The organism is Xanthobacter albus (genome assembly GCF_043194895.2).
GTDB lineage: Bacteria > Pseudomonadota > Alphaproteobacteria > Rhizobiales > Xanthobacteraceae > Xanthobacter.
Map to the genome: position 1 here is coordinate 84,527 of NZ_CM195532.1, position 12,829 is coordinate 97,355.

9 protein-coding genes are annotated in these 12,829 nt (G+C 68.0%); 1 reads left to right on the forward strand and 8 read right to left on the reverse strand.

The genetic code is table 11. From position 1 onward, the window contains the following. Positions 1-226: 226 nt before the first annotated feature. The 8 genes from ftsH to tolQ form a co-directional block, all read right to left on the reverse strand. Complete coding sequence (gene ftsH / locus V5F75_RS00380; protein ID WP_394034217.1) at positions 227-2,149, reverse strand: ATP-dependent zinc metalloprotease FtsH; 1,923 nt, start codon at positions 2,147-2,149, stop codon at positions 227-229. A gap of 170 nt (positions 2,150-2,319) precedes the next feature. Beyond that, positions 2,320-3,333 carry a tRNA lysidine(34) synthetase TilS gene (tilS, locus tag V5F75_RS00385; protein WP_394034218.1) on the reverse strand — a complete coding sequence of 338 codons (1,014 nt, stop codon included), beginning with the start codon at positions 3,331-3,333 and terminating at the stop codon, positions 2,320-2,322. Then, entirely contained in the window at positions 3,320-4,270 is a 951-nt protein-coding gene (gene ybgF / locus V5F75_RS00390) for a tol-pal system protein YbgF (protein ID WP_394034219.1), read from the reverse strand. Before ybgF ends, tilS begins: the two co-directional genes overlap by 14 nt. A 294-nt stretch (positions 4,271-4,564) precedes the next feature. Then, on the reverse strand, positions 4,565-5,056 hold the full coding sequence (gene pal, locus V5F75_RS00395; RefSeq protein ID WP_393988991.1) for a peptidoglycan-associated lipoprotein Pal: 492 nt from the start codon (positions 5,054-5,056) through the stop codon (positions 4,565-4,567). A 415-nt stretch (positions 5,057-5,471) separates the two neighbouring features. Continuing rightward, positions 5,472-6,809, reverse strand: a complete 1,338-nt coding sequence (tolB, locus tag V5F75_RS00400; protein WP_394034220.1) for a Tol-Pal system beta propeller repeat protein TolB — start codon at positions 6,807-6,809, stop codon at positions 5,472-5,474. A 117-nt stretch (positions 6,810-6,926) separates the two neighbouring features. After that, entirely contained in the window at positions 6,927-7,913 is a 987-nt protein-coding gene (gene tolA / locus V5F75_RS00405) for a cell envelope integrity protein TolA (protein ID WP_394034221.1), read from the reverse strand. A 10-nt stretch (positions 7,914-7,923) separates the two neighbouring features. Further along, complete coding sequence (gene tolR / locus V5F75_RS00410; RefSeq protein WP_394034222.1) at positions 7,924-8,382, reverse strand: protein TolR; 459 nt, start codon at positions 8,380-8,382, stop codon at positions 7,924-7,926. Between the two features lie 3 nt (positions 8,383-8,385). Beyond that, positions 8,386-9,069, reverse strand: a complete 684-nt coding sequence (gene tolQ / locus V5F75_RS00415; protein WP_394034403.1) for a protein TolQ — start codon at positions 9,067-9,069, stop codon at positions 8,386-8,388. 713 nt (positions 9,070-9,782) lie between these two features. Between tolQ and V5F75_RS00420 the strand changes: the two genes are divergently transcribed. Next, positions 9,783-12,746 (forward strand): acyltransferase family protein, encoded by a 2,964-nt coding sequence (locus V5F75_RS00420; RefSeq protein ID WP_509212128.1) that lies wholly within the window; start codon positions 9,783-9,785, stop codon positions 12,744-12,746. Positions 12,747-12,829 lie beyond the last annotated feature (83 nt).

Below are 12,829 nucleotides of genomic sequence, written 5' to 3' on the forward strand. Positions count from 1 at the left end.
GTCAACGACGGCAACCCTCGGCACGGACCGGCGAACGGTAAAAGCTTAACGAATTGGTAGCGGAAGCCGCCGGCCGGAACAAGCCGCGCGGCCTGCCGCATTGTCAGCGGTGCACAACCCCGCCCTGCGCAGGCGGTCGGCCGGATCGCGTGGACCGGCAAAAGAAAGGGCCGGTGGGGTGAACCCACCGGCCCTTGTGTCTTCCATCCGTCCGCGGAATGCCGCGTCAGGCCTGCGGCTGGGGCTCGATGGAGCCGCCGGCGCCGCCCGGGCTCGGCCGGTTCTTGGGCGTCGGTATGGCCGAGCCGCGCGGATTGGAGGGCTCGGTCACGCTCTCGCGGTTCGGCTCCTTGCCGTTCAGCAGGTCCACGATCTCATCGCCCGAGAGGGTCTCGTACTCGAGCAGGCCCTTGGCCAGGGTCTCGAGATCGACGCCCTTCTCGGTCAGGATGCGATTGGCCTCCGCATAGCCCTCATCCACCAGGCGCCGCACTTCGCGGTCGATGGTTTGGGAGGTGGCCTCGGACACATTCTGCTGGCGCGACACCGACATGCCCAGGAACACCTCGTCCTGGTTGTCGCCGTAGGCCACGGTACCGAGCTCCGCGGAGAAGCCCCAGCGGGTCACCATCATGCGGGCAAGGCGGGTGGCCTGCTCGATGTCGGAGGCGGCGCCGGAGGTGACCTTGTCATGGCCGAAGATCAGCTCTTCCGCCACGCGCCCGCCCATCATGATGGCGAGGCGCGAGGTCATCTGCTCATAGCTCATGGAGAGCTTGTCGCGCTCCGGCAGCTGCATCACCATGCCCAGGGCGCGGCCGCGGGGGATGATGGTGGCCTTGTGCACCGGGTCGGTCGCCGGCACGTTCAGCGCCACGATGGCGTGGCCGCCCTCGTGGTAGGCGGTGAGCATCTTCTCTTCCTCGGTCATCACGAGGGAGCGGCGCTCGGCGCCCATCATCACCTTGTCCTTGGCGTCCTCGAACTCCTGCATGGTGACCATGCGCTTGTTGCGCCGGGCCGCCATGAGCGCCGCCTCGTTGCAGAGGTTGGCGAGGTCCGCGCCCGAGAAGCCGGGGGTGCCGCGGGCGATGGTCTTCAGGTTCACGTCGGGCGCGACCGGGATCTTGCGGGCGTGCACCTTCAGGATCTGCTCGCGGCCCACCACGTCCGGGTTCGGCACGATGACCTGGCGGTCGAAGCGGCCGGGACGCAGCAGCGCCGGGTCGAGCACGTCCGGACGGTTGGTGGCGGCGATGAGGATGATGCCCTCGTTCGCCTCGAAGCCGTCCATCTCCACCAGCAGCTGGTTGAGGGTCTGCTCGCGCTCGTCATTGCCGCCGCCGAGGCCGGCGCCGCGGTGGCGACCCACCGCGTCGATCTCGTCGATGAAGATGATGCAGGGGGCGTTCTTCTTCGCCTGCTCGAACATGTCGCGCACGCGGCTCGCGCCCACGCCCACGAACATCTCCACGAAGTCCGAGCCCGAGATGGTGAAGAAGGGCACGTTGGCCTCGCCGGCGATGGCGCGCGCCAGCAGGGTCTTGCCGGTGCCGGGCGGGCCCACCAGCAGCACGCCGCGCGGGATGCGACCGCCCAGGCGCTGGAACTTCTGCGGGTCGCGCAGGAATTCCACGATCTCGGTGAGGTCGCTCTTGGCCTCGTCGATGCCGGCCACGTCCTCGAAGGTGACGCGGCCGTGCGCCTCGGTCAGCAGCTTGGCGCGGCTCTTGCCGAAGCCCATGGCCTTGCCGCCCGCGCCCTGCATCTGCCGGGAGAGGAAGATCCACACGCCGATCAGCGCGATGAAGGGCAGCCAGGAGACCAGCAGGCTCACGAACCACGGCACGTTGTCCGACGGCGGACGGGCCGTGATCTGCACGCCCTTGCCGTACAGCCGCTGCACCAGCGAGGGGTCGCTCGGCGCGTAGGTCTGGAACTGGCGGCCGTCGGTGAAGGTGCCGGAGATGTTCGGCCCCTCGATCACGACGTCGCGCACGCGGCCGAGATCCACGTCCGACAGGAGCTGCGAGAAGGAGATATCGTTCGAGCTGGTGCGCTGGCCCGGGCTCTGGAACAAAGAGAACAGAGCGAGCAGCAGCAGGACGATGATCACCCAAAGGGCGAAATTTCGTAGGTTGGCGTTCATTGAACCCTCGTGGGGACAGTCGAAAGCGCTGCTTCGCTCCAGCTGCCCTTGGGGAATGGATATCCCACAGGGCGCCGCCGGCGGCCACACCTCACGCACCGTCTCCCGCATAATCTAGGTGCGCACTCCGGCGTTGCCAAGGCAAACGGACGTGAAATCGCGGCCAGGGCTCATGTGCCACGGCGCGGCGGCGCGGCGGTCACGATCACCTCGCCGCGCCGGACCGCCACCAGCGCACCCGCCAGGGTGCGGCGAAAGGCGCCGCGCCCCCCCGCCAGATGAGCGCGCAGCGCGCCGGCCAGCGCCTCCAGCTTGCCGAGTTCCACCGGCCCCTCGCACGCCATGGCCGCGACGCATCGCCCGAGCAGGCGCAGCGCGATTTCCTCCGGCAGCGCCGCCAGGGCGTCCGCGGCCATGCGCCGCGCGCCGGGCGCCGCGATCAGGTGCCGGGCGGCGGCTTCGTCGGTGGCGGCCTCGACGGCCGCATCGAGCCGCGCCACCCGACGGGCGAAGGTGCCGAGGCGGCGGGCATCGAGCCCCTCTTCCGCCAGGGCGGGGGCCAGGCGCCTGAGGCGGGCCCTGGCATAACGGGGGTCGCTGTTCGCGGGGTCGCGCACGAACGGCACGCCGGCCGCCTCCAGGGTCGCCACCAGCCGCGCCTTCGGCACCTCCAGCAGCGGGCGCAGCAGGGCGACGCCCCCGCGCTCCGACACCTCCCGCATGGCGGCGAGGCCGGAGAGGCCCGACCCGCGGGCGAGGCGAAAGAGGACCGTCTCCGCCTGGTCATCGGCGGTGTGGGCGAGGGCGAGCGCGCCCGCCCCGGCCTCGCGCGCGGCGGCGAGGAGCAGGCCATAGCGCGCCTCCCGCGCTGCGGCCTGGATGCCATGGGCGGGCTTCGGCCCCTCCCAGGCGAGGGTGCGGTGGGGAAGGCCGAGCCCGGCGCAGAGCCGCGCCACCGCATCCGCCTCGGCGGCGGCCTCGGGGCGCAGGCCATGGTCCACGGTGGCGGCGCTCAGGCGCGCCCCCCCGGCACGGGCCGCGCGCCAGCGGGCGGCGAGCCACAGCAGCGCCGTCGAATCGGGGCCGCCCGAAACCGCGATCAGGATGTGGGAATAAGAAGAAAAGCCCGCGAGCAGGCGGTCGCGCTCGTCATCGCCGAGCGCGGGGGCCTCAGCAGCCGACACGCTTCTGCTCGCGCTCCACCGCCTGGCGGATGGCGGATGGCGCGCGGGGATACTTGCGGTCCACCTCCAGGAAGGTGGCGCAGGCGGTCTCCTTCTCGCCGAGGCCGGCCAGGGACTGGCCGAGCCGCAGCAGCGCCTCGGGCGCGCGGACGGAGTTGGGATATTTGGTGGATACCTCCAGGAAGGAGGCGGCGGCATCCCCATAGCTCTGCCGCAGGAACAGGCTCTCCCCCAGCATGAAGGTGGCGTCCGGGATGATGCGGTCGCCCGCATTGGCCTGGATGACCTGACGGAAGGTCTGCTCGGCCGCGCCGTATTCCTGGCGCTGGAGCTGGGCCTGCCCCTGGTCGTAAAGCTCGCGCGGGGAGCCGCCCGCAGGCAGCGCGGCCACCTGGGTGCCGCCGGCGACCGCCGCGCCCGGAACCGGACGGGTGACGCCGGACGAGACGCTGGCGGGCGAGCCGAGGGTCTGCGGCGCGCCGGGCGCGGCCGGGTCCGCGCCGGGATCGAACGCGTCCGAGCGCTTGCCGCCCGCCCCCGGTGCCAGCGGCACGGCGGGCGCGACGGCCGGGCGGCTCGCCGCGGCGGCCGCAGGCTGCGGCGCCATGGCGGGCGTGCCGGCGTGGCCGCCCGCGCGGGCGTCGGCATCGTCCTGCAGGCGCTTCACCTGGGCTTCGAGCTGCTGGTTGCGGAACTGGAGCTGCTCGATCTGGCCGGTGAGGTTGCGCATCGCGCTCTCGATGCGGTCGAGCCGCATGGCGGCCTCGGAAGCCTCGGCGCCGTGGCTCGGGTCCTGCACCGGAGCCGGCGGCTTGAAGAGGTTGCCGAAGATGTTGTTGTCCTGCTGCGCCGCGGCCGGCCCCGCGAAGGCGAGGACGAGGACCGCCGCGGGCGCCACCGCGCGGATCTTGCGGATGAAGGGCGAAATCGAAGGCATGGGGCTCGCAAGGGCTGATGGCACCGCCGATCGCATCCGGCGTCCAGGCGCGATTCGTCGGGACACGCCGCTGTTCCGCCTTCGGCGACAAGGCCGGCGAAACCCGCGAGCGGCCCAACGGCTTGGCCCGAAACACAAAGACGCATCCACGCGTGCCGCGCAGCATAGGGGGGCGATCGCGTCCAAAGTGTGACCCGCCGACTGGCGCTCGGGCGCGGTGCACCGCAGAAATGCGGAAGCCGGCGCAGCTTGCGGCGCCGGCTTCGGTCGCATCCGGTCTTCGGCGTCGGCGGCTCAGGCGCCGCCGGCGTTCAGCACGGTGACGGCGCGGCGATTCTGCGACCAGCACGAGATGTCGTTGCAGATCGCCACCGGGCGCTCCTTGCCGTAGGAGATGGTGCGCATGCGGGCCGGGTCGATGCCGCGGGCCGCCAGATAGTCACGCACGGACTGGGCGCGACGAGCGCCGAGGGCGATGTTGTACTCGCGGGTGCCGCGCTCGTCGGCGTGACCCTCGATGGTGAAGGTGTAGCGGTTCCACTGCTGGAGCCACTGGGCCTGGCGGTCGAGGGTGGCACGGGCCTGGGGGGTCAGGTCGGTCTGATCGCTCTCGAAGAACACGCGGTCACCCACCGCCACCACGAACTCCTGCGGCGAGCCGGGAGGGCCACCGGCGCCACCATAGCCCGCACCCTGATTCTGATTGTTGGCGCACGCGGCGAGCGCCAGCGCGAAACCGAACAGAGCCGCGAACCGGAAGCCGCGAACAACCTCAAGAAAACGCATTCCGGTGTCTCCTTATCTTCACGCAGACCGGATGGGATGATCTAGCCGCCCGCCGGTTAAGCGAATGTTCCGCACGCACACCGTCGCGCGCGCTCAAGCTGAAACCAGGACGAATACTGAGCGTTATGGTTTCCAAGCCGTTGACGCCCAGTCGCGCCCTTCTCCAGGCCATAGCGAGCCGCCCGGCGGCATGCCCTGCCACCGGCTGGCCCCGCCTGCGGGGCCGCTCCCATCGCCTTGATAACAAAAGGCCCGCCGCATCGCGGCGCCGGCCTTGGACATCCCCTTCAGTGATGCCGCCCCGTGGCGGCATCATGGCAACCTTGTGCGCAGGAGGGGGCGAGGTCGATGCCGTTTCCACTTGTGGCCGCGCGGCCACAGTCGCCGCGCGCCAACCCGACAGCGGCACAGCGAATCAGGACCGCAGCGGCGACCACGCGGGGTCGGAGGCATAGCTCGGCGTCGGCACGCGCTGCTCGTTGTAGCCGGTGACGTCCACCATGTAGAGCGAGGGGCCCGAGGCGCCGCCCGGATCGCGGAAGAACATGATGACCCGCCCGTTGGGGCAGAAGGTCGGGCCTTCGTTGTGGTAGCCCTCGGTGAGCACGCGCTCGCCCGATCCGTCGGGGCGCATCACGCCGATGGCGAATCGCCCCTCCGCCTGGCGGGTGAAGGCGATCCAGTCGCCGCGAGGAGACCACACCGGCGTGGAATAGCGCGCGTTGCCGAAGGAGATGCGGTGCTGGTTGGAGCCGTCCGCATTCATCACATAGATCTGCGAGGTGCCGCCGCGGTCGCTCTCGAAGCAGATCTGCCGGCTGTCCGGCGCGTAGCAGGGCGCGGTGTCGATGGCCGGCGTGTCGGTGAGGCGGGTGGTGGCCTTGGAGCGCAGGTCCATGACGAAGATGTTGGCGTTGCCGCCCTGCTGCAGGCTCATGATGACGCGCTGGCCATCGGGCGCGAATCGCGGCGCGAAGCTCATGCCCGGAAAATTGCCCACCACCTCCCGCTGCCCCGTCTCGATGTTGAGCAGGTACACCCGGGGCTCGCCCTGGGCGTAGGACATGTAGGTGAGCTCCTGGCTGGTGGGCGAGAAGCGCGGGGTCAGCACCAGCGAATCACCGCGGGTGAGATAGCTCACGTTGGCGCCGTCCCAGTCCATGATGGCGAGGCGCTTGATGCGGCGCTCCTTCGGCCCGCTCTCGTCCACGAAGGCGATTCGGGTGTCGAAATAGCCCTTCTCGCCGGTCAGCTTCTCGTAGATCACGTCGGCGATGATGTGGGCGATGCGGCGCCAGTTCTCCGGCTGCGCCACGAACTGCTGGCCGGCGATCTGCTGGCCCGCCACCACGTCCCACAGGCGGAACATCACCTGGAAGCGGCCGTCCGACTGGCGCGAGACGCGGCCGGTGACCAGCGCCTGCGCGTTGATGACCCGCCAGTCCTGGAAGCGCGGCGTGTCGGGATTGGTGATCTGCTCCACGAACGCCTTCGGATCGATGGGCGCGAACAGGCCGCAGCGCTTCAGGTCCGAGGCGATGACGCCGGAGATGGCCCGCCCCTGCTCGGTCTCGCCCAGCATGTCCGTGACGGCGATGGGGATCGGCTGCGGCGTGCCGGAGGTGATGTCGACCTTCGTGGCGGCGGCCGCCGGCAGGGCGCGGAAGGCGGCGCCGGCGGCGAGGAGGCCGCCGGCGCCAGCGACGAAGCGGCGGCGGCTCAGCGCGGGTCCGAAGCGTTCGAAGGGGGACATCACGGTATCGGGGCCTCTGGTGGGTTCGGCCGCTCCGCTGCGGGACAAGCCGCGCGGCGGCCATCATGATGGGGACATAGAAGATGACGCGCGACCGCGCCATGACGGATTACGCGCCTACCGATCAAACTCCTGCGGCCGGAAGGTGAGATCCATGCTCTTCCACTGGGCATAGGTCTCCTTGCGGAACATGGTGAAGGGCTGGCAGCGCACCAGCGCGGCGATGGCCGTGCGCGCCACCACCGGGCCGTAGGGCGGCGGGCTGCCCTGCATCACCACCGGCTCCGTCTGGAGCATGCCGTCCGGCTTGAGATCCACGCGCAGGTCCACGAACACCCGCTGCTCGGGCGGAATGCCGGTGGTGTTCCAGCACTGCCGCATGCGAGCGCGGAAAGCGTCGATCTCGCTCATGCTCAGGGTCGCCGCCTGGCCGGAAGGCGCGCCGAGGGAGGAAGTGGTGGAGGTCTGGCTCGCGCTCGCCACCTGGCGGGTGGGCGTGCGCTTGTCGAGCAGCTCCTTGATCTGGTCGCTGTTGAACTCGCGCGAGGGCGTCTGCTGCGCCTGCACGGGCTTGGGCGGCGGAGGCGCCGGCTTCTTGGGCGGCAGCGGGGTCGGGGCCACCTTGGCCTCTTCCTTGGGCTGCTCTTCCTTCGGCTTCTCTTCCTTCTTGGGCTCGTTCTTCAGCGCCTCATCCGCCTTGGGCTCGGCCTTGGGCGGCGCCTCCACCGCCTTCTGGGGCGCGGGCGGCTTGGGCGGCGCTTCCACCGGCTTGGGCGGCTCGGGCGGCGTATCCACCTTGGGGGCCGGGGCGGGCGCGGGCGGCGGCGGGGTGGTGGCCTCCACCGGCGCGTCCTTGCTCACCTTCAGGCGGGGGTCCTCCACCGGGGTCGGCTCGGCCACCTTTTCCGCCACCTGCTGCGGCTTCTCCGCCTTCGGCGCGGTCTTGGCGCCCTTGGTGAGCTTGGTGAAGTCGCTCGCGGAAATGACGTCCACCGGCATGGATTCCGGCATCGGCTCGAACGGCTTCGCCCCGGTGAAGGACACCAGGGTGAGGATGATGATCGCCGCATGGGCGACCGTCGATGCCGCGAGGCCCGGTTTCATGGCCTTGACTTCAGCTCCCCTGATCCACTTCGGTGACCAGCGCCACCTTCTTGAAGCCGGCGCCGGAAAGACGGCCCATCACCTTCATCACGGAGCCGTAGTCCACCTTCTTGTCGGCGCGCACGAAGATGCGCTCCTCCATGCCGCCCCGCGCCTGGGTCACGGCCTGCAGCTTGGTCACGAGGTCCTCGGACTTGATCTCGCTCTCGCCCAGAAACACCTGGCCCTTGTCGTTCACCGAGAGGGTGATGGGCTCCTTGTTGTCCTGGTTCACGGCGCTCGCCTGCGTCTGCGGCAGGTCTATGGGCACGCCGGCGGTGAGCATCGGCGCCGCCACCATGAAGATGATGAGCAGCACCAGCATGACGTCCACCATGGGCGTCACGTTGATCTCGGCCATCACGTGGGTCGCGCGGCGCCGCGAGCGCCGGCTCTGCCACCCCGAAGCCCCTGCCCCACCCATGCCCATGCGTCAGCTCCGCTCGTCGATCTGCCGCGAGAGGATGGCGGAGAACTCGTCCGCGAACCCTTCGAGGCGCTGGCCCTGGCGGCCCGCCTGGGAAATGAACTTGTTGTAGAAGATGGTCGCGGGAATGGCCGCGATGAGGCCCATGGCGGTGGCGAACAGCGCCTCCGCGATGCCCGGCGCCACCACCGCGAGCGAGGTGTTCTTCGAGGCGGCGATGGACTGGAACGAGGTCATGATGCCCCACACCGTGCCGAACAGGCCGATGAAGGGGCCCGCCGACCCCACCGTCGCCAGCACCAGGAGCCGCCCTTCGAGCCGCTCCATCTCGCGGGCGATGGTCACGTTCATCACCTTGTCGAGCCGCTGGGTGAGGCCCGCGAACGAGCGCGCGCCGCCCTCGTAGGTGCGCTTCCACTCCCGCATTGCGGCCACGAAGATGGCGGCCATGCCGTGGTTCGTGCGCCCGGAAAGGGTGCGGTAGAGGTCCTCGAGGCTCTGGCCCGACCAGAACACCTGCTCGAACTGGTCCATCTCCCGCTTGTTGCGGCCGTAGAGGATGATCTTGTCGATGATGATCGCCCACACCCAGATGGAGGCGGCGATGAGGCCCAGCATCACCAGCTTCACCACGAAGTGGGCTTGCAGGAAGAGGCCGAGGAAGGAGATGTCGCCCGCCGGCGCCGCCATGGGCGCGGCACCGATGGCCCCGCCCGGCGGCGGCACGGTGCCCATGTCCTGCGCCAGGCCCGGCGCGATGCCCGCCACCAGCAGGCCGAGCGCGAGGAGAAACACCACCGCCAGCGGGCGCAGGGCACGGCCCGCCGCGGCCGGAACCCGGGCAGGAAGAGGCGACGCAATCGCAGGCGCCCCGCCGCGCCTGCTCATCTGATCGTTCATTCTCGGCTCCGCTGCGCGCGGCGACGACCGCCGCGCGGGACAACTCCGCCCGTCTGCCCAAAGTGTCCCGGTGTTTGACCGGGGGACTCTGTCCAAACTTTGACGGGAGCGCTCTTTCGTGCTGCAGCGCGAAGAAATCGCCGCGACGCTCGACGGGAACCTAGGCACGAACAGGCTTAAGGCGAGGTTAGCGGTAACCGGCCGGCGCGATTCGGGCGCAGCCCCTGGAAACCGGCCCGGAGCTGAGCCCCCCCCAACCAGCAGCTCCCGTGCCCGCGCGGAATGCTCCCCGCTAGCCGCGACCGACACTTTGTGCGTGCGCGAAGAGACCGAGTTCGCTAAGAACCTAACCGAACGCGAACGGTCGATATCACACGGCAGCTGGCGGCGAAGAGCCCCAATCGGCGCACGATGGGCCGGAGCTTCCGCTGACGTGCGCCGCCCGCCCGCGAGGCAGGTCATCACCGGTCCGTCGCGCGCGTGACGCGGCCAGATATTCGAGCATGACACTGAGCGAGCGTGGAATGGAGCAGTTGCGGTCCGCGACGGATTTGCCCTGGGGGAGAAGCGCCCGCACGGTCGACGATATTCTTCTGCCAGCCAACAACAATTTCGACCTGATCCGTCTTATCGCGGCCTGTGCGGTCATATTCGGCCATGCATACGCGCTCTCCCCTCAGCCCACGGGGACGGATTTCGTCCAGAGGCTGGTACATTTCGATTACTCCGGATCGCTCGCGGTCAAGGTCTTCTTCTTCATCAGCGGCCTTCTGGTCACACATGCCCTGTTCCGGGACGCCTCGCCGGCCAGCTTCGTCGCAAAGCGCGTTTTCCGTATCTTTCCGGCCCTGATTGTATGCAACATAATCACTGTCTTTGTGATTGGCTTGGCCTTTACGTCAAAGGGCTGGATTGAATACCTGTCATCAGCGGAAATATACCGCTACCTGATAAACAATTCCATCCTGCGTGACATACAGTGGCGCCTGCCCGGGGTCTTCGAAGCGAGCCGCTACGGCGTGAACGGCTCGCTCTGGACCCTGCCGTGGGAGTGGCTGTGCTATACTTATGTCTTCATCGGGCTGGCCCTGGGGGCGTTTACCAACAGGTGGCTGGCGCTGGCGGTCACCGCTGCGGTTTTCGGCGTCTACTTCTTCGCCCCGGGCCTGATCGGCGGATTCAACGGGGCCGATGAGTCCTATTGGCTGCTGCCTTGCTTCCTCATCGGAATTTTCTTTGCGCTCCTGTCCCACAGATTGACCGTCCGGATAGAGGCGGCCGCCGGCCTCTGGCTGCTCTACTGGCTCACCACCCAACCCGTTCTGGCTCAGCTGAGCTTCTATATCGCCCTGTTCTACTCCGTGCTTGTCATCGCATCGGCGGATTTCGTGGTGACGCGGCTGAAGCTTCCTCTTGATGCCTCCTACGGCGTCTATCTTTACGGCTTCCCCATCCAGCAAAGCCTCTTCCACGTGTTTCCCGCGTCGAAGATCTGGCAGAACCAGTTGTCAGCAATGGCCATCGCTATTGCTCTTGGCTCCTTGTCCAGCCTTCTCGTCGAACGCCCGGCGGTGCGCTGGGGACGAAACGTGATGCGAGATCGCCTTGTCTATGCGCGCGAGGCTTGGCGCGCGCTCCACACAGTCGCTGCACGACTCCGGGAAAGGCTGATGAAGCACAGGAGCAGCATCCTGGAATTCGGGGCGTGCGCCGGATTGTCGGCGCTGGTCTTCGCCCTTGTCCTGAAATTCGTCTACCCCGGCTATTTCGATCCCTTCTGGCCTCATCACAGCGACTTTTACCTCGCCACGAACCTGCGCGCCGACCCCGTCGAGGGCCTGAAATACCTGTCCTGGGCGCGGCCCGTCGGCGTCTACACCCTCGCGATGATCGGCAACGCGCCGATGCGGATCGGCATCGGGATCATTGCTGCCATCACCATCCTTAACGGTGCACTCGCGGTCTTTGCGTTTCGCCGCGCCCTGGGCATCCAGAACGTCCCGGCGGTCCTGGCAGCATCGACCCTTTATTTCTTCACCCTGTACTCCGCACCGGGATTCTACATATTTTATTCGCAGGATGTGTGGGCGCAGACGTCGTTCTTCTTCTTGATGCTGGGCGGACTGAGCTTCGCGGGCCTGAAGGACAAAAGCCTCTTCATGGCGACCTACGTGCTTTTCCTGCTCGCTCTCCTGGCCTTCCTTTCAAAGGAAACCTATGCCCTTTCCGCGCTGGGCGTCGCGGCAGCTTATGTACCACTGTCGCGCTGGCGTACCTGGACATGGAGGCTGCTGCCCGCCGCCACGCTGATCGCGGCGCTTGGGTTTGCCCTCGGCCTGGGAATCCGCGGCCGCTCGGTGTTTTTCGGTCAGGCCGGCGGCAACGCCTACCAAGTGGACATTTCTCCCCCGTCCGTTCTCAGGGAATGGTGGAGTTACGCCTCGCTCGGATCCAGCGCGGCGTTGACGGCGAGCCTCGTGCTGCTGCTTGCCGCGACATGGCGGCTCCATCGCCGGGAGGGATGGCGCGGCCCGGCGACGCTCGGCCTCATGGCGGCGGCCGCAGGCGCGGCCGCGTGGCTACCGAACTCCGTTCTGCCCAATCACTTCTTCGCCGGATACTCCTGGAGTGGTGCGTATCTCCTCTTCCTGCCAATCCTCCTGCTGGCTCTGATCGTGCGCAGACAGGTCCTGGCTCTCGGTGTCGCCACTGCCGCCGCCGTCCTGCTCCTGCTCAACCCGAAGCTGAACCGCGACGCTTATGCGGGAGGGAGCTGGGTTCTCATTCAGGAGAGCACCCAGCGGAATCTCTGGCGCGCCCTTCGCAAGGAAATCCGCGAACTGCCGACCGACAAGACCTCACGCGTGCTGGTCACGGGCATATCTTTTCCTTTCAGTCCCTTCGCTCATCCGCGCTCGCTTGATGAACTCAAGAAGGGTCGCACTATCAACTTCTCGGTCGTGGAGTATCCTCCTTTCCAAGGGAAGCTTTCGGAAGGGGTGACATTTCTCACTCCCGAAAATTATGACCCCGCAGCCTACGATTACGTATGGGTATTTCACCCCGACGGCACGCTGTACAAAGCCTATACGAGAGAACAAATCGCAGCTCTGAATGCCCCAGGCGGCGTGTCGGTCCAGGACCTGCTGAATCTGCCCAAGCTCCTGGAAGCTGCGGATGCATCGTCGGGCGCGCCGCCGGTGGACGCATGTTCCGCGCTTCAGGCATCGGTCGACGCCAATGCGCGCAGCTATGGCCGCAAGTTTCTGGAAGCATGCACGCAGCTTCGCCCCGAAAGCCCGTACACCTGGTTCTATCGCGGACTGGTGCTGGAGGATGCCGGCGAGCGCGAAGCGGCCCTGGACGCCTACCGGAAGGCCGTTGAGAAGGACACCTCCGCCCAGCCCAATCCGTTCTTCGAGCAGAGGCTGAAGGCGCTTCAAGCGCAAGTTGCCAAATCCAGCTGACGCCCGCGCCACAGGAGCGGATTCAAGCCGGCAAACGCGAGCAGGGAGGGCGTGGTGCCTACTGGCGAGGCGGACGCGCTCTT

Excerpts from the sequence above, each read along its gene's own strand:
- ftsH (WP_394034217.1), bottom strand. The coding sequence starts at position 2,149 with ATGAACGCCAACCTACGAAATTTCGCCCTTTGGGTGATCATCGTCCTG.
- V5F75_RS00420 (WP_509212128.1), top strand. The coding sequence starts at position 9,783 with ATGACACTGAGCGAGCGTGGAATGGAGCAGTTGCGGTCCGCGACGGAT.
- tolA (WP_394034221.1), bottom strand. The coding sequence starts at position 7,913 with ATGAAACCGGGCCTCGCGGCATCGACGGTCGCCCATGCGGCGATCATC.
- tolB (WP_394034220.1), bottom strand. The coding sequence starts at position 6,809 with ATGTCCCCCTTCGAACGCTTCGGACCCGCGCTGAGCCGCCGCCGCTTC.
- ybgF (WP_394034219.1), bottom strand. The coding sequence starts at position 4,270 with ATGCCTTCGATTTCGCCCTTCATCCGCAAGATCCGCGCGGTGGCGCCC.
- pal (WP_393988991.1), bottom strand. The coding sequence starts at position 5,056 with ATGCGTTTTCTTGAGGTTGTTCGCGGCTTCCGGTTCGCGGCTCTGTTC.
- tolR (WP_394034222.1), bottom strand. The coding sequence starts at position 8,382 with ATGGGCATGGGTGGGGCAGGGGCTTCGGGGTGGCAGAGCCGGCGCTCG.
- tolQ (WP_394034403.1), bottom strand. The coding sequence starts at position 9,069 with ATGGCGGCGCCGGCGGGCGACATCTCCTTCCTCGGCCTCTTCCTGCAA.